The organism is Fusobacterium sp. FSA-380-WT-3A (assembly GCF_012843705.1).
Lineage (GTDB): Bacteria > Fusobacteriota > Fusobacteriia > Fusobacteriales > Fusobacteriaceae > Fusobacterium_B.
In genome coordinates this window covers 1-21,553 of the sequence record NZ_JABAFQ010000015.1, presented here as the reverse complement: position 1 = coordinate 21,553, position 21,553 = coordinate 1, and the positions used below count along the sequence as shown (strand labels likewise).

The following is a 21,553-nucleotide window of genomic DNA, read 5'->3' as shown; positions in this document are numbered from 1 at the left end:
AATAAATAAATGAGTAAATTTTATGGAATAGGGGTTGGAGTAGGAGACCCTGAAATGATAACTTTAAAGGCTATTAATACTTTAAAAAAATTAGATATTTTAATTTTACCAAATGCTGGAAGAGATATTGAAAGTACAGCTTACAATATTGTTAAAGAATATCTAAAAACTGATATAAAATTTGTAGATATGGAAATTTCTATGAATCCTAATATAGAAAAAAGAAAAGAAGAGAGAATAAAAAATAGCAAAATCATTGAAGAATATTTAGAAAAAAATTTAAATGTAGGTTTTATTACTATAGGGGACCCTATGACTTATAGTACATATGTCTATCTTATAGAAAATATAAATGAAAAATATCAAGTGGAAACAATTCCTGGTATATCTTCTTTTATAGATATTGCCTCAAGAATAAATATCCCTTTGGTTGTTGGAGATGAAACTTTAAAAGTTATATCACTTTCTAAAAAATGTACTTCACAACATATAATAGAAGAAATAAAAAATAGTGATAATATAGTAGTGATGAAAGTTTCATTGAGATTTGAAGAATTAAAAGAAGCATTGAAAATTACAGGAAATGAAAAAAATATTGTACTTGTATGTGAATCAGGAAAAGAAGAACAAAAAATTTATTTTGATTTAGAAAATTTAACAAAAGAGGATATCCCTTATTTTTCAACTCTTATATTAAAAAAAGGAGGAATTGAGAAATGGAAAAAGTTTATTTCATAGGAGCTGGACCTGGAGACCCTGAACTTATAACTGTTAAAGGACAAAGAATTATAAAGGAAGCTGACATAATTATATATGCTGGTTCTTTAGTTCCAAGAGAAGTTATAGATTGCCATAAAGATGAAGCTTTGATTTACAATTCTGCTACAATGACTTTAGAAGAAGTTATGGATATAACAATAAAAGGGATTAAATCTGGAAAGAAAGTAGCTAGAGTTCACACAGGAGACCCAAGTATTTTTGGAGCTCATAGAGAACAAATGGATATTTTAGATGAAAATAATATAGAATATGAAGTTATTCCCGGAGTAAGTTCTTTTTTAGCAGCTGCTGCTTCTTTAAAAAAAGAATATACTTTACCAGATGTAAGCCAAACTGTTATATGTACAAGACTTTCTGGAAGAACTAAAGTTCCAGAAAGAGAATCTTTAGAAAGTCTAGCTTCTCATCAAGCATCTATGGCAATATTTTTATCAGTTCAAATGATAGATGAAGTTGTTAAAAAACTTTCTGTTTATTATCCAGAAGATACTCCAATAGCTGTTGTTCAAAGAGCTAGTTGGAAAGATGAAAAAAAAGTTATAGGAACTTTAAAAAATATATCTGAATTAGTAAAAAAAGAAAATATTAATAAGACTGCTCAAATTCTTGTTGGGAATTTTTTAGGAAATAATTATTCAAAATCAAAATTATATGATAAAACCTTTACTCATGAATATAGAAAAGGAAAAGAAAATGTTTAAAGATAAAATTGGAATTATTACTGTCACTAAAAAAGGCGTTGAATTAGCAAAAAAAATAAAAAATCTTTATTTAGAAACTTTTAATAAAGAAATTGAAGTTTTTACATTAGAAAAATATTCTGATGAAGAAACAAAAATAATAAAACTTTCTATTAAGGATACTTTAAAAGATATTTTTCAAAAATATTTTGGTTTTATTTTTATAACAGCCACAGGAATAGCTGTAAGAAGTATAGCACCTTTTATTAACTCTAAAGACTCTGACCCTTGTGTATTAGTAGTAGATGAAAATGGAGATTTTGTAATTCCTATTCTTTCAGGACATTTAGGTGGAGGAAATAATTTAACAAAAGAGATAAGTTCTATGCTAAATTCAATCCCTGTTTTGACAACATCTTCAGATATTTCAGGAAAAATTGCTGTTGATACAATCGCCATGAAAATAAATGGAAAATTAGAATCTTTAGAGAGTGCTAAAAAAGTTACAAGTCTTATAGTAGCTGGAGAAAAAATTGAAATAAAAGTTCCAGAAAATATTTCAAATGAAAATCCAAAAGGAGTAATTATTATTTCAAATCAAAAAAATATTGAAATAACTCAAATTTTTCCAAAAAATATATCTATTGGAATAGGCTGTAAGAGAGGAACACCTAAAGATAAAATAATTTTTGCAATAAAAAACTCTTTGGAAAAATATAATATTTCAGAAAAATCTTTAAAGGTTTTAGGAACTATTGATATAAAAAAAGATGAAATTGGAATAATAGAAACTTCTAAATACTTTAATATTGACTTAAAAATTATTTCTAAAGATGAAATAAAAAAGGTAGAAAATAAATTTAAAAAATCAGAGTTTGTGGAAAAAACTTTAGGGATAGGTTCTGTATCAGGCCCTTGTGCTATGCTAGCTTCTGGAAAAAAAGGAGAAATTATAGCAGAAAAAATAAAATATGATGGAATTACTATATCAATATTTCAGGAGGAAACAAGAAAAGATGGGTAAAATTTATGTGGTAGGAATAGGACCAGGAAATAAAGAAAATATGACTTTTAAAGCTTATGAAACTTTAAAAAATTCAGATATAATAATAGGATATAAAACTTATATCTCTCTTGTAGAAGATTTATTTCCAGAAAAATTACTGATAAAATCTTTTATGAAAAAAGAAGTAGAAAGATGTGAAGAGACTTTAAAGTTAGCAGAGGATGGAAAAACTGTATCTCTTATTAGCTCTGGTGACCCTGGAGTTTATGGAATGGCTGGACTTATGTTAGAAGTAGCAAAAAATAGCAATATTGAAATAGAAATAATTCCTGGAGTAACTTCCTCTAATGCCTCAGCTAGTTTAGGAGGGGCACCTATTGTACATGATAGTGTCAATATCTCTCTTAGTAATCTTTTAACAGATTGGGAAATCATTAAAAAAAGAATTGATTTGGCTTCTCAAGGAGATTTTGTAATTACTCTTTATAATCCAAAAAGTAAAGGTAGAGAATTTCTTATAAATGAAGCTAGAGATATAATGTTAAAATATAAATCTAAAGATACTCCTGTATTGATAGCTAGAAATGTTGGTAGAGAGGAAGAAAATTTTGTTATAACTACTTTAGAAAATATGTTAAACTATGAAATAAATATGTTTTCTACAGTTATTATAGGAAATTCTAATAGTTTTATTTTAAAAAATAAGATAATAACACCTCGTGGATATAGAATTATTCATAAGTAAAAGAAATTTAAAATAATAAATAAAAAAAATTTAAAAAAAATTAAACAAAATATATTTTTTTTGAGTCTTATATAATAACTTAAGATACTTTAATATTTATTTATATTTTTAAAGGGAGGAATCATGAAAAAAGTAGAATTTGCAGAATTGTTTATGAAAAAGGCTAATTTGCCTAGTAAAGAAGAAGCAAAAAGACAAGTAGAAGTTTTTGTAGAAGTATTAAAAGAAGCACTTGCAAAAGAAGAAGTTTTAGTTTTTAGAGGGCTAGGAACTTTCGAAAGAAAAACTACAAAAAGAGCTGAAGGAATTAACCCTAGAACAGGGGAGCCTATTAAAATAACTCCTAAAAACTATATAAAATTTAAAGTTGGTAAAGACTTATCTGATAGATTAAATGTAAAAAAAGAAGAACCTAAGAAAAAAAGAACTTGTAAAAAGAAAGCTAAATAAATAAATTCAAAAAATTTTAGTAAACTAAATGATTAAAGCTTCTAATAGCTTTCTATGGTATCATAGAAAGCTATTTTTATTTTTTAAAATTTAAAATAAAAAGGATATTGTATAAATACAATATCCTTTTCTTTAATTACTTATTAAAATAATTTTTTAATTCTTCAACTTTATTTAATTGTTCCCAAGGAAGTTCTATATCTGTTCTTCCTATATGCCCAAATGCTGCTAAATCTTGATATCTAAATTCACAACTTCTAAGTTTTAAGTCTCTTTCAATTCCTCTTGGTGTTAAGTCAAATATTTTTGAAACCCCTTTTGCCAATTCTATTTCATCTACTTTTCCTGTTCCAAAAGTATCAACTTTTACTGATGTAGGTTCTACTACTCCTATTGCATAAGATAATTGTACCTCACATTTATCAGCTAATCCTGAAGCTACTATATTTTTAGCTACCCATCTAGCTGCATAAGCTGCTGACCTATCTACTTTTGAAGGGTCCTTTCCAGAAAAAGCTCCTCCACCATGTCTAAAGTATCCACCATAAGTATCAACTATTATTTTTCTTCCTGTAAGCCCTGTATCTCCATGAGGTCCTCCAATTTCAAATTTTCCTGTAGGATTTATAAATATTTTTTTAACATCTTCAAATTTTAAATTATATTTTTCCAATACAGGTTTTATTACTAATTCTCTTACATCATGATGAATTTGTTCTTGTGTTACAAATTGATTATGTTGAACTGAAACTACTATTGTATCAACAAATTTTATATTTCCTTCTCTATCATAAGCTAATGTTACTTGAGATTTTGCATCTGGTCTTGCCCAAGTAAGTACTCCTTCATTTCTTAATTCAACTAATAATTTTAAAATTTCTCTTGATAAAACTAATGCTAAAGGCATTAATTCTGGAGTTTCTTTTACAGCTCCTCCAAACATTATTCCTTGGTCTCCAGCTCCTCCTACATCTACTCCCATAGCTATATCTGGAGATTGAGAATGTATTGAACTAAATACTCCACAGTTATCATCAAATCCCATTCCTGGTCTATACCCTATTTCATGAATTTTTTTTCTAACTATATCTTGAATATCTATGTAAGTTTTTGTTGTTATCTCTCCACCAACAATAACTTGACCTGTTGTACAAAATACTTCACAAGCTACCCTAGAATTTGGGTCATCTTTTAAACAAGCGTCTAAAACAGCATCTGATATTTGGTCTGCTACTTTATCTGGATGTCCTGGTGATACACATTCAGATGTAAAGTAAATTAAATCTTCCATTAATTCCTCCTAATAATAAAATCAAAAATAATTTAAAAATAAAAAATCCCTTTCCAACGAAAGGGATATAATCTTACAAATAATCCCCATCTAACTGGAATTAGCACCACACAAAATAGTAGGTTGCTGAGACATCACAGGGCCATTCCCTCCGTCTCTCTTGATGGTCAAGATTTATTATATAATACTTTATTAAAATTGTCAATATTTATTTTTAGTATCCTTCCTCTTCCAAAAATAATGGTGGTACTACTTCTAACTTATTTTTTCTCCCTTTTGATGCCTGAATTAAAATAAGATTAGAATTTTTATTTCTATCAAAGTAAACAAATTTTATTTTTTTAGGAGAAAAATTATTTTTTTCTAGTTCTTTTATAATTTCTGATAATCTAAAACTTCTATGCACTAAAAAAAGTTCCCCTCTTGGTTTTAAAAGTCTTTTACTATTTTTTATTAATTCTCCTAAATTTAATTTAATTTCGTGACGAGAAATCTTTTTATTTTCATTCTCAGAAATTTTTTTCCCATCTAAAGACATATAAGGAGGATTGGAAATAATATAATCATAATAATTTGATTTACTATATTCCTTTACATCTCCATAGACAATCTCTATATTTTTTTCTAATTTATTTTCTGAAACATTCCTCTTAAAAATATCTAAGGATTCCTTTTGAATTTCTATCCCTGTAATATTTTTCATATTTTTTCTTTTAGCTAATAATATAGGAATTATTCCAGAACCACTTCCTATATCTAGTACTTTTTTTTCTGGATTTCCTTCAAAAAAATCTACTAAAATTATTGGGTCTACAGAAAACCTAAATCCATCTATTAATTGATATATTTTTATATCATCGTCAAAAGTTGTTATATTTACAATTTCTTCCATATCTTACTCTTTTTCTAGAAGTGCCAAATTACTTCCATCTTCTGATACAATAGGACTTTCGTTTTGTAATTTTTTAGCTTCTTTTCTATTAAATTTGACTTCTTCTATATCAAATTTAGTTATACCTATATTTGGTAAATCTACATATAAAAAACCATTAAGTGGACTTATACTGATTACTTTTCCTTCTCCTTTTTCTGTTTTTACCATTTGATTTACAGCTGGGAATGATTTTAAAGCTTCTTCATATTGTTGATATTCGTAATTTATACAACAAAGTAATCTTCCACAAACTCCAGATATTTTAGATGGATTTATTACAAGTCCTTGGTCTCTAGCCATTTTTATTGATACAGAATTAAATTTATTAATAAAAGTTCTACAACATAACTCTTTTCCACAAACTCCTATATCTCCTAAAATTCTAGCTTCATCTCTTACACCAATTTGACGTAATTCTATTCTAAGCTTAAATATGTTAGCCAAATCTTTTACTAAATCTCTGAAATCAATTCTTCCCTCTGCTGTAAAATAAAAAATAAGTTTTGTTTTATCAAAAGTAAACTCTGTATTTATAAGTTTCATTGGTAATTTATGAGTAACTATTTTTTCTTTACAAATTATTTGAGCTTTTTCAGCTTCTTTTCTTAAATCCTCATATTTTTTTATCTCTTCTTCACTTGCTTTCTTTAAGACAGGTTTCAAAGGTAGTACTAATAATTTTTCAGAAAGTACCATAGGTGTATTATATATTACTCCTATCTCTTGCCCTCTTACTGTATCTACTAATACTTTATCTCCTTTTTTATAAACTTCATCTTTATTTACAACTTCAAAATAATATCTTTTTTTAGTAATTTCAAAAATTACACCTACAACTGTATAAAACTTCTCTTCTTGTACTTCTTCTACTATTTCTTCTGTATTTTCTTCTATTATTTCAACTATTTCTTCTTTTTTTTCTACAAATTCTTCTACTTTTACTTCTATATCTTTATTTTCTAAATTTTCTATATTATTATTCATGTATCCCCCTAATCTATATAAATCCCTCTTCTAAAAAACTAAAATAAGAATCTTTTGATATTATTATATGGTCTAAAATACTTACATCTACCATTTTAAAAAAATCTTTCATCATCTTTGTTATTTCTATATCCTTTGACGATGGAGTAGTATTTCCTGATGGATGGTTATGAGAAAATACTATTGAACGTGCATTATAAAATAAAACTCTTTCTAAAATTTTTCTTGGATAAACAGCACTTTTATCAATAGTTCCTTGAAATAAAGTTTCTATTCCTAAAACTTCATTGTTTGAATTTAAAAATAGAACCTTAAACTCCTCTATTTTTGAAATACCAATATCTGTCCTCAAATAATTTATTAATTGATTTTTAGTTTTTATACTTATAGGATTATTTTCTCTTTCTTTTAATATATTTTCTTCATAATAGTATCTGTACATATCACCTAAAAATTTTAAATATGTTATTGATACTTCTCCCAATCCTTTTATACTTTTTAATTCTTTTATATCTGCTTCAAGTATTCCTTTTAAAGAATTAAATTTTTCAATCAATTCTTTTGCTATATTTTTTGTATCTTTTCTAGGAATCAATAAAAAAAGTAAAAATTCAACTATTTCATAATCAGCTAACGCTTTATATCCTTTACTTAAATATCTTTCTTGTAATCTTTTTCTATGTCCCTCTTTTCCATCTTGACTTTTCTTTTCCATCTTTTCTCCCAATTAAAAATTAAAAGAATAAATCATACACCTCTTTTGGAGTTTTCATTTTCTCATATATATCTACTGCTCCCCAAATCATTGGATAAGCAAATACAGCTCCTGTTCCCTCTCCTAATCTCATTTTCATATTTAAAAAAGGTTCTTTTCCAAGTTCTTTTAAAACTAATTTCATTCCTGGTTCCTCACTTAAATGAGTAACTAAAATATAATTTTTTATAATAGGATTTAATTTGGTAGCAATCAAAGCTGCTACAGCTGATATAAATCCATCTACTAATATAAGTTTTCTATATCTTGCTGCCCCAATATACAAACCAACCATAAAAGCTATATCAAGTCCACCTACATGACTTAAAATTTCTATTGGATTCATTTGAAAAGTATTATATCTAATACAACTTTCAAAAATTACTCTTTTTTTATTTTCTAATATTTCTCCTTCAGCTCCAGAACCTTTTCCAACAGCATCATCTATACTACATCTTGTTAGAGAATATAATATTGCTGAAGAAGTTGTAGTATTTCCTATTCCCATTTCTCCTGTAGAAAATACATCATATTCTTCTTCTAACTCTTCTATTGTAAATATTCCGTTTTCTATTGTATCAATAACTTGATTAACAGTTAATGCTGGTTCTTTTCTGAAATTCTTACTTCCATTAACAACTTTTGAAATATAAAAATTTGGATATTTTTTAGAAAGACTTTTTTTCATTCCAACATCAATAACTTTTAAATCTACTCCTAAATTTTTACAAAATAAACTTATAGGAGCAAAACCATTTACCATCTCTTCTGTCACTAATCTAGTATATTCTTCTGGACATGGAGAAATTTTTTCCTCTATTATCCCATTATCAGCTACTGCTACAATGTGACAACCTTTTCTTTTTATACTTTTTAAATTATAAGGCAATATCCCAGCTAATTTCTCAGCTATTTCCTCCATTACCCCTAAACTTCCTATTGGTTTCATTTTTTTATCTAATATATCTTTACATTCTCTTTCTGAATTTTTATTTAAAAAAGATATTTCCCTTAAACTTTCTTCAAATCTTTTCATTTTAAGTTAATCCCCTTTCAAATTTAATTGGCATAATAAAGGATATTTCTCTCTAAATTCAATTATTGTAATACTCCCATTATCTATTTTATATTTCCAATAACTATCTAATCCATTTGAAAAATGGTAACTTAATAAGGTACAAATAACCCCCCAATGAGTTGCTAACAAATAAGTTTTATTATCTTCTAACTCATCTATAAATTTAACAACTCTTTTTTGTAAATCATAAGGACTTTCTCCTGTAACAAAAGAATAATTTTTCCAATCATCTATAGATTTTTGTAATTCTTCTGGATATTTTTTTCTAATTTCCTCATAAGCTAATCCTTCAAATATTCCAAAATTTAATTCTCTTGTTTCTGGAAAAACCTTTATTTCTAAATTTTTAAAATTTATTATTTTGGCTGTTTCATAAGCTCTATCTAAATCACTGGATATTATCTCATCATAATCTATCTTCTCTAATATTTTTTTGGACTTCATTACTTGTTCTTTTCCCAATTCTGTCATATGAGGGTCTAAAAATCCATAATAAAGTTTTTGAAGATTCATAGTAGTTTGCCCATGTCTTACTAAAATTATTCTTTTCATTTTATCTTATTCCTATTGCTATATATATACCTAATAAAACTATTAATTGTGATAATTCTAATACAGCTCCTAAAGTATCCCCTGTAACTCCACCTATTTTTCTCTCCATTAATTTTACAAAATAAGCTCCTAAAATATGAGTTACAAATATTACATTTACTAAATAAACAGAATTTAAATTTGGAAATAGAAAAGCCTGAACAAGTAAAGAATAAACTGTAGAAATTAAAATTGCTATTGTTGCTCCCTTTCTATCTGTTTGTTCTACTAAATCCTTAGCACTTCCAGAACTTCTAGCATATGAAGTCATAGCACAATTTAGTACACTATTAGCTCTAGCTATTACTGGAGAAACTAATAGAGCAAATCCCATTCCAAAAGTTTTTAGTTCTGATGATAAAAAACCTAATCCCATTAAAGAAGTTTCCATTTCAATAGAACCTAAAATAATTATCTTTAATAGAAAATACATAATTAAGGCAATGGCTCCATTGGCTCCTATTCTTGAATCTTTCATTATCTCAAGCATTTTTTGCTTACTTCTATAACTAAAAATTCCATCAAAGGTATCAGATAAACCATCAAGATGCATAGCTCCTGTGATTCCAATCTCTATTAATACTAATACTGTTGCTAATACAAATGGAGAACCAATAAATTGTACTCCTACTAAATAAAAAATATACATTAATATTCCTGTTACAATTCCAACTACAGGAAAAAATTTCATACTTTTACCTAATTCTTCAGAATCAAATTTAGGTTCTATTGGAATTGGTAATCTTGTCATAAATTTAAAAAGTAATATTAACCCCTTCATTTCTATCCTCCAAAACAAAAACTATTTTAATTTCATAGGAATTCCTGAAACTACAAAATATGCTTCATCAGATTCCTTTGCCACTATTTGATTTATTTTTCCTGCAATCTCTCTAAAATATCTTCCTAGGTAATTATCTGGTACTAATCCCATTCCTAATTCATTAGTTACCACTACCATATCAATTGGATTTTCTCTTATAAATTGAATTATTCTTTCAATCTCTCTTGTTATAAATTTTTTTATTCCATTTATCTCTTCCATAGAAATTTTTTCCCAATCTTTTTCATTATCTAATATCATATAGTTAGTTATCATATTTGTTAAACAATCAAGAAGAACAACGTCATACCCTTCCATATGTTCCTTTAAAAGATTTGGAATATTTTTATAATTTTCTATAGTTTTCCAATTTTTCCCTCTTCTTCTTTTATGTTTTTCTATTTTATCTTTCATTTCATCATCAAAAGCTATTCCTGTAGCTAGATAAATCTTTTTACTATATCTTTCAGCTATATAATCTTCTGCATATCCACTTTTTCCTGAACGAGCTCCACCACTAACATAGATTATCTTACCCAAAATCAAATCCTCCTTATATTTTTCTTAATGTTAATTATACCATATATTTTTACTAATTTCTAAGAGAAAATATTTTTTTAACTAGAAATTTTACTTATTTAAACGAAATCTCTTTTTTTCTCGTCAAAATATTATAAGTGGAGGTGTAATCATATGAAAGCTAAAAATAAATGGCTAGAAATGAGAGAGAGTATAAATCAATCTCTTTTAAATAAAAAAAATATTTTTGATGCTAAAAGTATCTTATTAGAAAATATTGAAATTATCCAACATGAAGTTATGTCCGAAGAAAAAAATATAAAACTTAGACAGCAAATTGGAATAATCTTTACAATGTTAAAAGAAAATCTAAATCTTTACAACACTATTGGTGAAACTATTATTTGGTCAAATGAAAATAATTCAGTTAAAAATTCTAAACTATCTAATATTTTTACTACTATTTTCCATTGTGGTCTAATTTATTCCATAATTTTAGGAGGTTTTCACTCTTTAAAAAATAAATATTATTTTATTAGTTTTACTTTTCTCCTAAGTTTTATTTGTGAAATAATCTTATTATTTTTTATTGTAAAAAAATATAGAACTATTTCATCAAAAATAGAAAAAAATCAAAAAACAGAAATTAATATAGATATAAATAATATTTTAAATTATATGGATAACTCTATGGAATCAATAGATAGATACATTGAAGAATTTAAAATTCTCAATAATCTTGAAAATAAATCTGATGGAAAATTAAATAATGATATTTTAATGTTATTTCAAAAAATTGATGAAGCTGACAATACAAAAAATGAAAATATTATTTCTTCTCTTAATAAAGAGATACAAAGTATACTACTAGAAAATAATATTAAAAAAATTTCATATTCAAATGATAAAGAAAAATATTTTGATATTTTACCATCAAAAAATTCTTCAATGACAATAAAATCAGCTTTCATAGATAAATCTAACAATAAAATTTTAGTTAGAGGTATTGCTACAAAAAAAATTAATTAAAGGAGTTTATATGAGATATATAGGTTTCGATTTAGGTGACGGAGAAAGTACTGTTACTCAAATTTCATCTTTAAGCAAGGATATTGAACCAATAATACTTCCAATAGATGAAAAAGCAAGTTTTATATCTGCTGTAGCTTTAGAAGAAAATGAAATTTTAATAGGTGAACAAGCTATCTCTTCTGGAAATAAAAATTCTTTAAGAGTTAGATTTAAAAGTAAATTTTCTGAAAAAGATATTACAACTTTTTCTAGAGGAGTAGCCAATAAAATAAAAGATTTTACATCAGGAGAAGAGGTACAAATAACAGTTGGTTGTCCTGCTGGTTGGAATCTTGAAAAAAGAAAAGTATATCAAGAATTATTAAAAAATTCTGGGCTTCCTAATGTAAGAGTTATTTCTGAGTCCAGAGCAGCCTTTTTATATGCTAGAGAGGCTAAAAATATTAGAGTTAATCCAGAACTTTTAAAAGAAAGTGTACTTGTTATTGATATAGGTTCTTCAACTTTAGACTTTGCTTATATTGTTAATGGAAAAGAAACAGGAATAGGAGTTTTTGGAAACAATAATCTTGGTAGTGGAATTATTGATGAATATCTTTTACAAGAAGCTATAAAAAATAATATCCACAAAAATAAAATAGAGGAAATTTTTGAAGAAAGTTATGGTTGGCGTTGTTATGCTCAATTAATGGCTAGAAAAGTTAAAGAAAAATATTTTTCAAATGAGGAATTGTATAAAGATTCATTCTATGAAGAATCACTTTCATTATATTATGATGGAGTGCAAAACTTAACTATTAAGGCAAGTCCAGAAATTATAAGAAATATTATAAATAAACCAATTCCAGAACTTGATGGAAAATCTTTTATGGAAGGATTACAATACTCTTTATATGAGGCTGCTAAAGTTACAAAAGACGCTCCCCCAAAACTTCTTATTCTTACAGGAGGAGCTTCTAGAATAAGATTCTTTAAAGAACAATGTAAATTTTCTTTTCCAAACTCTATTATTGTCAATTCTGAAGAACCAGAATTTTCTATTGGAAAAGGATTAGCTTATTCTGGAATTATAGATGAAAGACTTAGAGAATTTAGAAAAGAGGTAAAAGAATTTATTAATAGTGGAGTTATAGAAAAAAATGTAAAAATTGAAATAAATGATTTAATTTATTCTATTGTAGAAAAACTTACAGATTATGTAATAAATAATGCAGTTCTTCCTAATATTTCTCTTTGGAAAAAAGGAAAAATAGATACTATACAGGATATGAATGAAATTCTTTCTAATCAAATTAAAAGTACCCTTTCTCCTGAACAGATAAAACTTTTATTAGAAGATATTATTATTAAATGGTCTTTTAAACTTTGTCATAATTTACAAAGTTCTATTGATGACATTTGTAATAAATATTTAATTCCAAAGGAAGAAATGAGACTTGTTTCTATTGATACAAATACTAATTTCAATAATCTTTCTTTTTCTATAAAAAATCTTCAAGGTGAAAATATTATAAATGGTATTGTTTCACTAATAGTTGGAGTTTTAATTGGAAGTATTTGTGGTGGTAGTGGTACAGCTCTTATTGCTACTGGTCCTCTTGGTTTTATTGGAGGAGCTTTATTAGGAATTATTATTACTAGTATAGGATTTAATAAAAGCAAAAATTTATTTATGACTAAATCAATTCCTATTCTTGCTAGAAAATTAGTTAGAAAAGATATGTTATTATCAGAAAAAAATAAAGAAAAACTTGCTAATTCTATTGCTCAAGAATTACAAAATACTGATAATAATTTTATAGAAAACCTTTCTAAAAATATTTCTAATGAATTAAATTTAAAATTAGAAAAACTTGCTCAAGATGTTGAAATTTTAATTTTCTAAAAATTAAAAAGAGGAGTTACTACTGAATATATCAGTAATAACTCCTCTTAAAAATTATTTATAAAACTCTTCCCATTTATCTATTAAAGAATATAATGTCGCTGATAGTTTGTATGGATGATGTCTTATCATCCCTTTTGAATCTATTTCTAATATATCCCTATCTATTATTTCTATGTTTCTTTTTTTTATTTTTTCTTCTTCTACTATAACTCTAGCACTATTTTGTTTTTTATATCTTTTTAATATTTCTTCTGAAATTTCTCTAGTGTCTACTACTATTTCATCAATGATATTATCTCCAATTACATCACAAATAGCTTGTATATGGTCATCAGCACTATATCCTGTTGTTTCTCCAGGTTGTTGCATAGCATTGCAGATATACACTATCTTTCCCTTTGTTTTTTCCAAACTCTCTTTTACTCCTTCTAACAAAAGGTTTGGAATTAAACTTGTATATAAACTCCCTATTCCAAAAACTATTAAATCTGCCTCTTCTAAAACTTGTAAATTTTTTATAGGAGCTTTTCTTTTTTTCTTATAAAATACTTTCTTTATTTTTTCATTACTATAAGGTATATTTGATTCACCTTCTATTATTTTTCCATTTTCTGTTTCAGCATACAATACTATATTTTCTATTGTAGAAGGTAATATTTTTGCTTTTATATTAAAAAGTTTTCTTAGTCTATCAACAGCTTCTCCAATATTTCCTGTTATTTCATTCATTGCCATTATTAATAGATTTCCTAAAGGATGAGCTCCTATAGAAGTATTTTCATTAAATCTATATTGAAAAACATCTTCTATTATTGGTTCTACATCACTCAAAGCAATTAAAACATTTCTTAAATCTCCAGGAGGAGGAGAATCAAATTCTTTTCTTAAAGTTCCACTACTTCCACCATCATCAGCTACTGATACAATGGCTGTAAGTTCTATTGGAAGATATTTTAATCCTCTTAATACAACTGAAATTCCGCTTCCTCCACCAATAACAACTACTTTTGGTTTTTTATTCATCTCTCTTTCTCCATAATTTTTTATTTTATTATCCTCTATTAAAAGAAAAAAATCAAGAAAATAAATTAAAATTTTATTATTATTTTAATATTTAATAAAAAAAAAAGGATATTGAAAATTCAATATCCTTTTTCTTTTATTTTTTATTTAAAATTATTTTCCAAAGTATCTATTTAATAATCCATTGAATGCTTTTCCATGTCTAGCTTCATCTTTAGCCATTTCATGAACTGTATCGTGGATAGCGTCAAATCCTAATTGTTTAGCTCTTTTAGCTATATCAAATTTTCCAGCTGTTGCTCCATACTCAGCTTCTACTCTCATAGATAAGTTTTTCTCAGTAGAATCACTTACACATTCTCCTAATAATTCAGCGAATTTAGCAGCATGTTCAGCTTCTTCGAACGCTATTCTTTTGTAAGCTTCAGCTACTTCTGGATATCCTTCTCTATCAGCAACTCTTGACATTGCTAAGTACATTCCAACTTCTGTACATTCTCCTTCAAAGTTAGCTCTTAATCCAGCAATTATTTCTTCGTCTCCACAAGCTAATCCTTCACCGATTTTGTGCTCAGTAGCCCAAACTCTTCCTTCTCCTTCAACGATTTCTTCCCATTTATCTGGACCTACTTTACATACTGGACAAACTTCCATTCCTTCTTCTACGATTGCTCCACAAACTTTACATCTAAATTTTTTCATTTTTTTCCTCCTAATTTTTATCCTAAACTTTTTTCCTAAATTGTATTCATTTCAATTATGTTTTAATTTTATCATAATTAATAATTTTTGTCAACAACTTTTTTTATTTTTCATGAAAAAAGCTGTAATAAATCTATCTATAAATCTATAACAGCTATTTTATAATCATTTTATAATTTCCTTTGTAATGTCTTTTACATAATAAATAGGGTATTTTTCACTCACAAATTTATCTCCATAACATTTTGTTTCTTTTATATATCTTAAAATAAGTTTATAATCTCCAATTTGTTCCATTTCTGTTTCTACAAACCTAACCTCTTTTATTTGAGATTTATCTATTATTTCACCATTAAATTGAAATTTATCATTACTTAAAAATGGAGAGCAAACTTTTTCCATGAATTCCTCTTTTGAATTAATATTTATCCAACTTTTCACTTCATCATTGTTTAAAACTATAAATGCACTATAAAACATATTTTCCTCCATCTTTCTTTTTATTTTAAGTATATATTTTTTTTCTAAGGTTGTCAATAATCTTTTAAATTATTATTATTGAAACCTCTTTTTTATTTTTCAATTCTTCAATGGATTTTTCTGAAAGTATAACCTTGTATGTTACTTTATCATTAAATCCTTTTTCTAATATCTCATCATTATTTTTTAATATAATCTGCTCTACTTCCCCAACTTTATCATATGAAAAATCTAAAAGATAAGTTTTTTTCTCTATATAGTCAACTATTTCTGATTCTTGTATAGCTAACTTTGCTGTTTTTGCATAAGCTCTTACAAGACCCCCTGCTCCTAATTTTATTCCTCCAAAATATCTAGTAGCAATCACAACTAGATTTTCTACTTCCATGTAGTTGATTATATCTCCCATAGGTTTTCCAGCAGTACCTTTTGGTTCTCCATCATCATCTACTTTAAAATATTCTTGCCCATTTTCTGTTAATTTATAAGCACTACAATTATGAGTAGCATCATAATGCTTTTGTTTTATTTTTTCTATAAATTTCTCAGCCTCTTCTTTTGAAGATACAGGCTTTATATAACCAATAAATTTTGATTTTTTTTCTTCAAATTCTATAAAACATTCCTTTTTTACCGTTTTCATTCTTTCTCCTATAATTTAGATAAAATTATATTTTTCTTTGATTTTTTAAATAACTTTTTAACTCTTTACTGAATATTATTCCAAAAATAATTATATAAAAAAATATAATCATTTTAAAATCTATTTTATTCTCTATCTTCAAACTAAGATATGGCAATTTTTCAAAAAGATTTAAAAATTTTTCTAATAATATATAAGTTCCCTCTACTATCATTAGATAAAATTTTGAAAATATAGATGGAATTATAATAGCTCCAAAACCTAATATTATAAAAACTGAACCAATTGGAGTTAATATTATATTTGTAAAAAATGATAAAAAATTTATTGTATTAAAAAAATATAAAGTTAAAGGAGTTAATATTATTTGAATAGAAAATAAAAATATCAAATAATTCCACAAATTTTTCATTTTTACTTTTATTTGTATTTGAAATTTTGGATATATCCATAATATCGTGAAAACACAAAGATATGACATAAGAAAAGATATATTAGAAAAAGAGTTTGGATATATCAATAAATTAATAATAAAAGCTACTAAAAAAGATTTTTTTATATCATTTTTTTCATATATTATATTACCAATTATATATACAACTCCCATTATATATGCTCTTATTACTGAAGGACTTATTTTTATAGAAAAAACATATATACTTAAAATAATAAGTCCTAAAATATATTTTATCTCTTTTTTTAATAAAAGTTTATCTAAAGCATACAAAATAATTCCTGATATTATCCCTATATGTAACCCTGATATTGCTAATAGATGACTGGCACCTGAATATCTAAATTTATTTTCTACTTCTCTATAAACATTACTTTTATCTCCTAATATCATTGCTTTAATTAAATTTACACAACCATTGGAAAGATTCTTTCTTAATTTTATAATTTTTTTCTCTAAAATAATTTCTATATCTTTCTCTACTCTTTTTTCTTTTTCAAAGATATCTAATATTAAATATTTGTCTTGAATCTTTTTTATCTCACCAATAAATTTATAATTTCCTTCTTCAATATTTTCTACATATATTGATTTGTAATCTTTTAAAAACTTATTATCTATTTTTTCTATTTTTCCTCTTCCATTTAAAATTTCCGTCTTAATTTCTACAATATCTCCTATATTGTAGTTATTAAAGTTTATTCCTAATATTATTCTCAATAAAAAAAGTATAGAAAATACATAAATTTCAATATTTTTTATTTTAAATATCCAAAAGAAATATCCCAATAAAATTATTGATAAAAAAGTTATAGAGATTGGAGAAATAAAATATATCAATGATTCTAAAAAGAAAAATATAATTGCTATTATGTAAATACTTTCCATTATTTTCCCCTAAATTTTTATCTATTCTTCATATTTATAGTAAAAATATCCTGAAATTATAAAAGATACCAAAGAAAAAATAGCTGTCATATATATTCCATATTTTGTTACACTTTCATTTCCTTGAGTATTTAATGCTAATATATGAGGTAATACAAGAACTGACAACATAAAAGCTAGTTTTAAGAAAAATCCTTGTATTCCAAAACAAATTCCTTCTATTTTATTTCCTGTTTTTTCACTAATTTTATTACTTATCTCACTTAACATTGCTGGTGGAAAAATAAAAGCTCCTCCTGCAATTGGTATTCCTAATAAAGCAAAAATTATAAAACCACTTGATGGTGGAATTACTTTTCCTATTAAAAATAACATTCCTGTAAATATTATTAGAAGCCCTAAACATCCAAGCATAACTTTTCTGTATCCTATTTTTTTAGAAATTATATTTGTTGGATAGAAAAATAAAGCTGACATTCCAAATAAAATAGCTGAAGCAATAGTTATTTGAAATTTTCCATATCCCATAATGTCTTCTACATAGTAGTTCATTGTAGCCCTTAAAGTATTAAATCCTATAAAGAAAAATAATAGTCCAAATAAATAATAATAAAAACTTTTATAACTTTTTATTGAATCTATAGTTTCCTTAAAAGAAATTTTAGAAACTTCTCCTTTAGAATAATCTTTTTCTTTTACACCAAAAACAGTAATAAATCCACCTATAATTGAAATTATACTAAAAATAATTACCATATATCTAATTCCAACTAATGAATTTCCATTCCCTAATTTTTCAATAATCACTCCTGGTAAAACCATTGCTATTGCTGTATAAATTAATCTAAATACAGACTGCCAAGTTGATAATCCCAATCTTTCTTCCATACTATTACCTATTTCAGGAATTAAAGCATTATAGGGAGCTCCAACTATTGTATAAAAAGTGAAAAATAAAGAACCCACTATGGATAAATATATAAATGAACTCATTTGACTACTGATTGGGGGATAAAAAAATGCAATTGTTGTAATTCCTAAAGGAATACTTCCAATAGCTATAAATGGTATTCTTCTTCCCCATCTAGTATTTATTTTATCTGATAAATATCCTATTGTTGGGTCTGTTATCATATCCACTACTCTTGAAATAGCCAAAGCTATTGACAATAAAGTAGGAGTTAATATTGGTTTTAGACCAGAACTTTCTGTTGGGAGATAAAAATAAATTAACCACTGAGCAAAAATTTGGTCTACTATTGCATAACTGACTCCTATTCCATATAGAACTTGTACTTTTTTATTTAACTTCATTTTTTATTGTATTATAAATATAAATATTTATTTCTACAATCCTCCTTTCATATATTTTTATTAGTCTGTAATTATCGGAATTTTTCTATCTTCATAAGAATTAATAATTTTATAAATTATACTAGCTCTTTCATTTAGTTCTAAAAATTTTATTTCATTTTCTTTTAATATTTTTTTTATATTTTTAAAAGAAGTTAATATTTTTATATCATTATTTTTTTCTATATTTTTTAAATATTCTCTTCCATTTTTAGAAAATCCCAAAATTCTTATATAAGGTATATTTTCCTTTAAATAGTTAGTATCTTCTTTTGTTATATCTAATAAAATATGAATCAATATTCTTTGTATTCTTCCTATTGTATATCTCTTAGTAATAAGATTATTAAAAAATTCCTGATAATTTTCATATTTTAAAGCCATCTCATAGATTCTGTTTTCTAATCCATTTTCTACATCTTGATAATCAGATAATTTATCTTTTTTAGTTAATATTGCATATCTTATTAATGGATAAAATTCTGTTATTTTAGTAAATCTTTGATTTCTTAAAACCTCAAATGAATTTGTAGTTACTAAATTTTCTATATTTTTATTTTCAAACATTAATTTTCTTATTCCAGTAGCACTCATAATATTATTTTCTTCTTTTTGTGAATAATATCCGCCCGCTCTTCTTTTTAAAGTTTTAGCTTCAATTTTTTCATCATAATATTTTATAGCTCTCAAGTATTCAATCCCTAATATATCATTTGAATTAATTTCTATATCCTCTTCAAAAAATTTTTTTATACTTAAACTATAAGCATTTGGATAAGAAATTCCTCTATCTAAATTTCTTTTTATTTCTTCATTAAATTCTTCATTTTTTTCTAACTCTAATATTTTTTTTAATTTTTCTATATCTGAACTTTCAGAACCAAAAAGAATAGTACTCACTCCTAAATTTTTTAATATTCCTATTGAAGATTTTGCAAAAATTTCCGCACTTTGAGTAGAATAATAACTTGGCAATTCACATAATATATCTATTCCTTCTTTTAAAGCTATCTCTGCTCTACTCCATTTATTAATAAAAGCTGGTTCACCTCTTTGAAGATAATCTCCACTCATTACTCCTATCACTATATTACCCAACTCTTTTGCTTTATCTAAATGATATTTATGTCCGTTATGAAATGGATTATATTCTACTACTATTCCTACAGCCTTTTTCATTTTTCTCCTTTTTATAATTTTTTCATATATTATATCATATACTTTTATTTTTCAAACTATAATCTCTTCTCTAAAAAATAAAATTTTCTATTTTTTATCAAATTTCTCCTCTTTTTTCTCTTATTTAATTTTTATTATAAAAGTTTTAATAACATTTTTCTATATTTATTTTTACTTTAAAATAACTTTTAAAACCTTGATTTTTTATTATTATTTAATAACAAAAAAATTTCTATAAAATACTACTCTAACTTTTAATCTAAAAATATCATAAAAATAACTATTATATAAAAATTCTTCTCATAAAATTCTTATAATTATCTTACATTAAAATTTTAGATTTCATATTTTTTTATTTTTAAAAATTTTTTAATTTTATATATATTTTCTTTTATTTAATTTCATTTTCATTCTCTTATAAATATTTCTTTCTATAATTTTTTTCATATATTTTCTTTAATCTATAATTATTAAATTTTCTATCTCCATAAGAATTAATAATTTTATAAATTATATTAACCCTTTCCTTTAATTTTAAAAATTTTATTTCAGTTTCATTTAAATATTTTTATATATTTTTTAACTATTCTCTTTCTTTTCTAGAAAATCTCAATGTTCATATATATAAAATATTTTAGAAAATTAATATTTTTAACAATAATAGTTTATTCAACTATTACATTATTATTAATTATTTTTTTAGATAATTTAATTTCATAATTCTAAAATAAATTTTTCTATCAACTAAATCTAGAGTTAATTTTATATTTTTAATAAAAGAGTTGATGATTTCTCCAAAGAGTAATAAAAAGCTACTAAAACTCTTTTATATTTTGATTTATACTATTCTATAATAATATCTATTCAAATTAATTTTAATAATATTATTTATTATTTTTTGTCGAAACAATACTTCTGAATTTTTCTTTCTTCTTCAAAATCCATAAGTTAAAATTAAATAACTCTCATTAACTATTAATATAGTTAATATAAAAAATAATTTATTTTATTTAATAAATTAATCCTCTATATCATAAATTTTTAAAATAAAATTTTCATTTTTTAATAATTTTTCATTAATGTTTCCATAATTAATTTCCCCTTAAATATTAAACAAATAATAAAAAAAGCTATAGACTATTCTATAACTCTTTACTCACAGCTTTTCATTTAATATTTAAATATATATTTTCTCTCTCTATTTCTTCCAAAAAATTAAAAAGTTGGCAAGTTCCTATCCTCCCAGAGGGCTGCCCCCCAAGTACTTTCAGCGTTT

At 24.9% G+C, this 21,553-nt stretch carries 22 protein-coding genes and 1 riboswitch; of the genes, 7 read left to right on the top strand and 15 right to left on the bottom strand.

Annotated features, from left to right (window positions below):
• The first annotated feature begins 9 nt into the window (after positions 1–9).
• The 5 genes from cobI (at position 10) to HF862_RS08290 (ending at position 3,661) form a co-directional block, all read left to right on the top strand.
• Complete coding sequence (cobI, locus tag HF862_RS08310; RefSeq protein WP_170187407.1) at positions 10–738, top strand: precorrin-2 C(20)-methyltransferase; 729 nt, start codon at positions 10–12, stop codon at positions 736–738.
• Positions 717–1,481 (top strand): precorrin-4 C(11)-methyltransferase, encoded by a 765-nt coding sequence (gene cobM, locus HF862_RS08305; RefSeq protein ID WP_170187406.1) that lies wholly within the window; start codon positions 717–719, stop codon positions 1,479–1,481. Before cobI ends, cobM begins: the two co-directional genes overlap by 22 nt.
• Positions 1,474–2,484 carry a cobalt-precorrin 5A hydrolase gene (cbiG, locus tag HF862_RS08300; protein WP_170187405.1) on the top strand — a complete coding sequence of 337 codons (1,011 nt, stop codon included), beginning with the start codon at positions 1,474–1,476 and terminating at the stop codon, positions 2,482–2,484. The genes cobM and cbiG overlap by 8 nt, the downstream gene beginning before the upstream one ends.
• On the top strand, positions 2,477–3,211 hold the full coding sequence (gene cobJ, locus HF862_RS08295; RefSeq protein WP_170187404.1) for a precorrin-3B C(17)-methyltransferase: 735 nt from the start codon (positions 2,477–2,479) through the stop codon (positions 3,209–3,211). Before cbiG ends, cobJ begins: the two co-directional genes overlap by 8 nt.
• Before the next feature lie 123 nt (positions 3,212–3,334).
• Positions 3,335–3,661, top strand: coding sequence for an HU family DNA-binding protein (locus HF862_RS08290; protein WP_027128810.1), 327 nt, complete (start codon positions 3,335–3,337; stop codon positions 3,659–3,661).
• Positions 3,662–3,797: 136 nt separating this feature from the next.
• Here the strand turns inward: HF862_RS08290 and metK are convergent, their stop codons facing one another.
• From metK to cobU, 8 genes are all read right to left on the bottom strand, one after another.
• A complete protein-coding gene (gene metK / locus HF862_RS08285) occupies positions 3,798–4,952 on the bottom strand; it encodes a methionine adenosyltransferase (protein WP_170187403.1) in 1,155 nt (384 codons plus the stop codon).
• An 83-nt stretch (positions 4,953–5,035) separates the two neighbouring features.
• Positions 5,036–5,122: riboswitch (SAM riboswitch) on the bottom strand.
• A gap of 44 nt (positions 5,123–5,166) precedes the next feature.
• Entirely contained in the window at positions 5,167–5,844 is a 678-nt protein-coding gene (locus HF862_RS08280) for a tRNA1(Val) (adenine(37)-N6)-methyltransferase (protein ID WP_170187402.1), read from the bottom strand.
• A gap of 3 nt (positions 5,845–5,847) precedes the next feature.
• On the bottom strand, positions 5,848–6,783 hold the full coding sequence (locus HF862_RS08275; RefSeq protein ID WP_304205940.1) for a stage 0 sporulation family protein: 936 nt from the start codon (positions 6,781–6,783) through the stop codon (positions 5,848–5,850).
• 100 nt (positions 6,784–6,883) lie between these two features.
• A complete protein-coding gene (gene radC, locus HF862_RS08270) occupies positions 6,884–7,585 on the bottom strand; it encodes a DNA repair protein RadC (protein ID WP_170187400.1) in 702 nt (233 codons plus the stop codon).
• Between the two features lie 19 nt (positions 7,586–7,604).
• Positions 7,605–8,660 (bottom strand): nicotinate-nucleotide--dimethylbenzimidazole phosphoribosyltransferase, encoded by a 1,056-nt coding sequence (gene cobT, locus HF862_RS08265; protein ID WP_170187399.1) that lies wholly within the window; start codon positions 8,658–8,660, stop codon positions 7,605–7,607.
• 6 nt (positions 8,661–8,666) lie between these two features.
• Entirely contained in the window at positions 8,667–9,254 is a 588-nt protein-coding gene (locus HF862_RS08260; protein WP_170187398.1) for a histidine phosphatase family protein, read from the bottom strand.
• Position 9,255: 1 nt separating this feature from the next.
• Positions 9,256–10,074, bottom strand: coding sequence for an adenosylcobinamide-GDP ribazoletransferase (cobS, locus tag HF862_RS08255; protein WP_170187397.1), 819 nt, complete (start codon positions 10,072–10,074; stop codon positions 9,256–9,258).
• 21 nt (positions 10,075–10,095) lie between these two features.
• Positions 10,096–10,656: a bifunctional adenosylcobinamide kinase/adenosylcobinamide-phosphate guanylyltransferase gene (gene cobU / locus HF862_RS08250; RefSeq protein ID WP_170187396.1), complete on the bottom strand. Its 561-nt coding sequence runs from the start codon at positions 10,654–10,656 to the stop codon at positions 10,096–10,098.
• Positions 10,657–10,809: 153 nt separating this feature from the next.
• Between cobU and HF862_RS08245 the strand changes: the two genes are divergently transcribed.
• Together HF862_RS08245 and HF862_RS08240 are read left to right on the top strand one after the other, a co-directional pair.
• On the top strand, positions 10,810–11,664 hold the full coding sequence (locus HF862_RS08245; protein ID WP_170187395.1) for a hypothetical protein: 855 nt from the start codon (positions 10,810–10,812) through the stop codon (positions 11,662–11,664).
• Positions 11,665–11,674: 10 nt separating this feature from the next.
• Positions 11,675–13,552 (top strand): Hsp70 family protein, encoded by a 1,878-nt coding sequence (locus HF862_RS08240; protein WP_170187394.1) that lies wholly within the window; start codon positions 11,675–11,677, stop codon positions 13,550–13,552.
• Between the two features lie 54 nt (positions 13,553–13,606).
• Here the strand turns inward: HF862_RS08240 and yvcK are convergent, their stop codons facing one another.
• From yvcK to HF862_RS08205, 7 genes are all read right to left on the bottom strand, one after another.
• On the bottom strand, positions 13,607–14,578 hold the full coding sequence (gene yvcK, locus HF862_RS08235; protein WP_170187393.1) for a uridine diphosphate-N-acetylglucosamine-binding protein YvcK: 972 nt from the start codon (positions 14,576–14,578) through the stop codon (positions 13,607–13,609).
• A gap of 153 nt (positions 14,579–14,731) precedes the next feature.
• Entirely contained in the window at positions 14,732–15,280 is a 549-nt protein-coding gene (locus tag HF862_RS08230) for a ferritin family protein (protein ID WP_170187392.1), read from the bottom strand.
• Between the two features lie 165 nt (positions 15,281–15,445).
• Positions 15,446–15,760 (bottom strand): hypothetical protein, encoded by a 315-nt coding sequence (locus HF862_RS08225; RefSeq protein WP_170187391.1) that lies wholly within the window; start codon positions 15,758–15,760, stop codon positions 15,446–15,448.
• A gap of 64 nt (positions 15,761–15,824) precedes the next feature.
• The gene (locus HF862_RS08220; RefSeq protein ID WP_170187390.1) at positions 15,825–16,403 is read right to left on the bottom strand and encodes a YigZ family protein; all 579 of its coding nucleotides are present in this window, start codon (positions 16,401–16,403) and stop codon (positions 15,825–15,827) included.
• A 25-nt stretch (positions 16,404–16,428) separates the two neighbouring features.
• Entirely contained in the window at positions 16,429–17,745 is a 1,317-nt protein-coding gene (locus HF862_RS08215; protein WP_170187389.1) for a ComEC/Rec2 family competence protein, read from the bottom strand.
• A 21-nt stretch (positions 17,746–17,766) separates the two neighbouring features.
• Complete coding sequence (locus tag HF862_RS08210) at positions 17,767–19,059, bottom strand: MFS transporter (protein WP_170187388.1); 1,293 nt, start codon at positions 19,057–19,059, stop codon at positions 17,767–17,769.
• Positions 19,060–19,119: 60 nt separating this feature from the next.
• The gene (locus HF862_RS08205; RefSeq protein WP_170187387.1) at positions 19,120–20,277 is read right to left on the bottom strand and encodes a nucleotidyltransferase; all 1,158 of its coding nucleotides are present in this window, start codon (positions 20,275–20,277) and stop codon (positions 19,120–19,122) included.
• Positions 20,278–21,553 lie beyond the last annotated feature (1,276 nt).

Bases quoted from the DNA above. Each gene is read 5' to 3' on its own strand.
- cobI (WP_170187407.1), top strand. From the start codon at position 10: ATGAGTAAATTTTATGGAATAGGGGTTGGAGTAGGAGACCCTGAAATG.
- cobM (WP_170187406.1), top strand. From the start codon at position 717: ATGGAAAAAGTTTATTTCATAGGAGCTGGACCTGGAGACCCTGAACTT.
- cbiG (WP_170187405.1), top strand. From the start codon at position 1,474: ATGTTTAAAGATAAAATTGGAATTATTACTGTCACTAAAAAAGGCGTT.
- cobJ (WP_170187404.1), top strand. From the start codon at position 2,477: ATGGGTAAAATTTATGTGGTAGGAATAGGACCAGGAAATAAAGAAAAT.
- HF862_RS08290 (WP_027128810.1), top strand. From the start codon at position 3,335: ATGAAAAAAGTAGAATTTGCAGAATTGTTTATGAAAAAGGCTAATTTG.
- metK (WP_170187403.1), bottom strand. From the start codon at position 4,952: ATGGAAGATTTAATTTACTTTACATCTGAATGTGTATCACCAGGACAT.
- HF862_RS08280 (WP_170187402.1), bottom strand. From the start codon at position 5,844: ATGGAAGAAATTGTAAATATAACAACTTTTGACGATGATATAAAAATA.
- radC (WP_170187400.1), bottom strand. From the start codon at position 7,585: ATGGAAAAGAAAAGTCAAGATGGAAAAGAGGGACATAGAAAAAGATTA.
- cobT (WP_170187399.1), bottom strand. From the start codon at position 8,660: ATGAAAAGATTTGAAGAAAGTTTAAGGGAAATATCTTTTTTAAATAAA.
- HF862_RS08260 (WP_170187398.1), bottom strand. From the start codon at position 9,254: ATGAAAAGAATAATTTTAGTAAGACATGGGCAAACTACTATGAATCTT.
- cobS (WP_170187397.1), bottom strand. From the start codon at position 10,074: ATGAAGGGGTTAATATTACTTTTTAAATTTATGACAAGATTACCAATT.
- HF862_RS08245 (WP_170187395.1), top strand. From the start codon at position 10,810: ATGAAAGCTAAAAATAAATGGCTAGAAATGAGAGAGAGTATAAATCAA.
- HF862_RS08240 (WP_170187394.1), top strand. From the start codon at position 11,675: ATGAGATATATAGGTTTCGATTTAGGTGACGGAGAAAGTACTGTTACT.
- yvcK (WP_170187393.1), bottom strand. From the start codon at position 14,578: ATGAATAAAAAACCAAAAGTAGTTGTTATTGGTGGAGGAAGCGGAATT.
- HF862_RS08230 (WP_170187392.1), bottom strand. From the start codon at position 15,280: ATGAAAAAATTTAGATGTAAAGTTTGTGGAGCAATCGTAGAAGAAGGA.
- HF862_RS08225 (WP_170187391.1), bottom strand. From the start codon at position 15,760: ATGTTTTATAGTGCATTTATAGTTTTAAACAATGATGAAGTGAAAAGT.
- HF862_RS08220 (WP_170187390.1), bottom strand. From the start codon at position 16,403: ATGAAAACGGTAAAAAAGGAATGTTTTATAGAATTTGAAGAAAAAAAA.
- HF862_RS08215 (WP_170187389.1), bottom strand. From the start codon at position 17,745: ATGGAAAGTATTTACATAATAGCAATTATATTTTTCTTTTTAGAATCA.
- HF862_RS08210 (WP_170187388.1), bottom strand. From the start codon at position 19,059: ATGAAGTTAAATAAAAAAGTACAAGTTCTATATGGAATAGGAGTCAGT.
- HF862_RS08205 (WP_170187387.1), bottom strand. From the start codon at position 20,277: ATGAAAAAGGCTGTAGGAATAGTAGTAGAATATAATCCATTTCATAAC.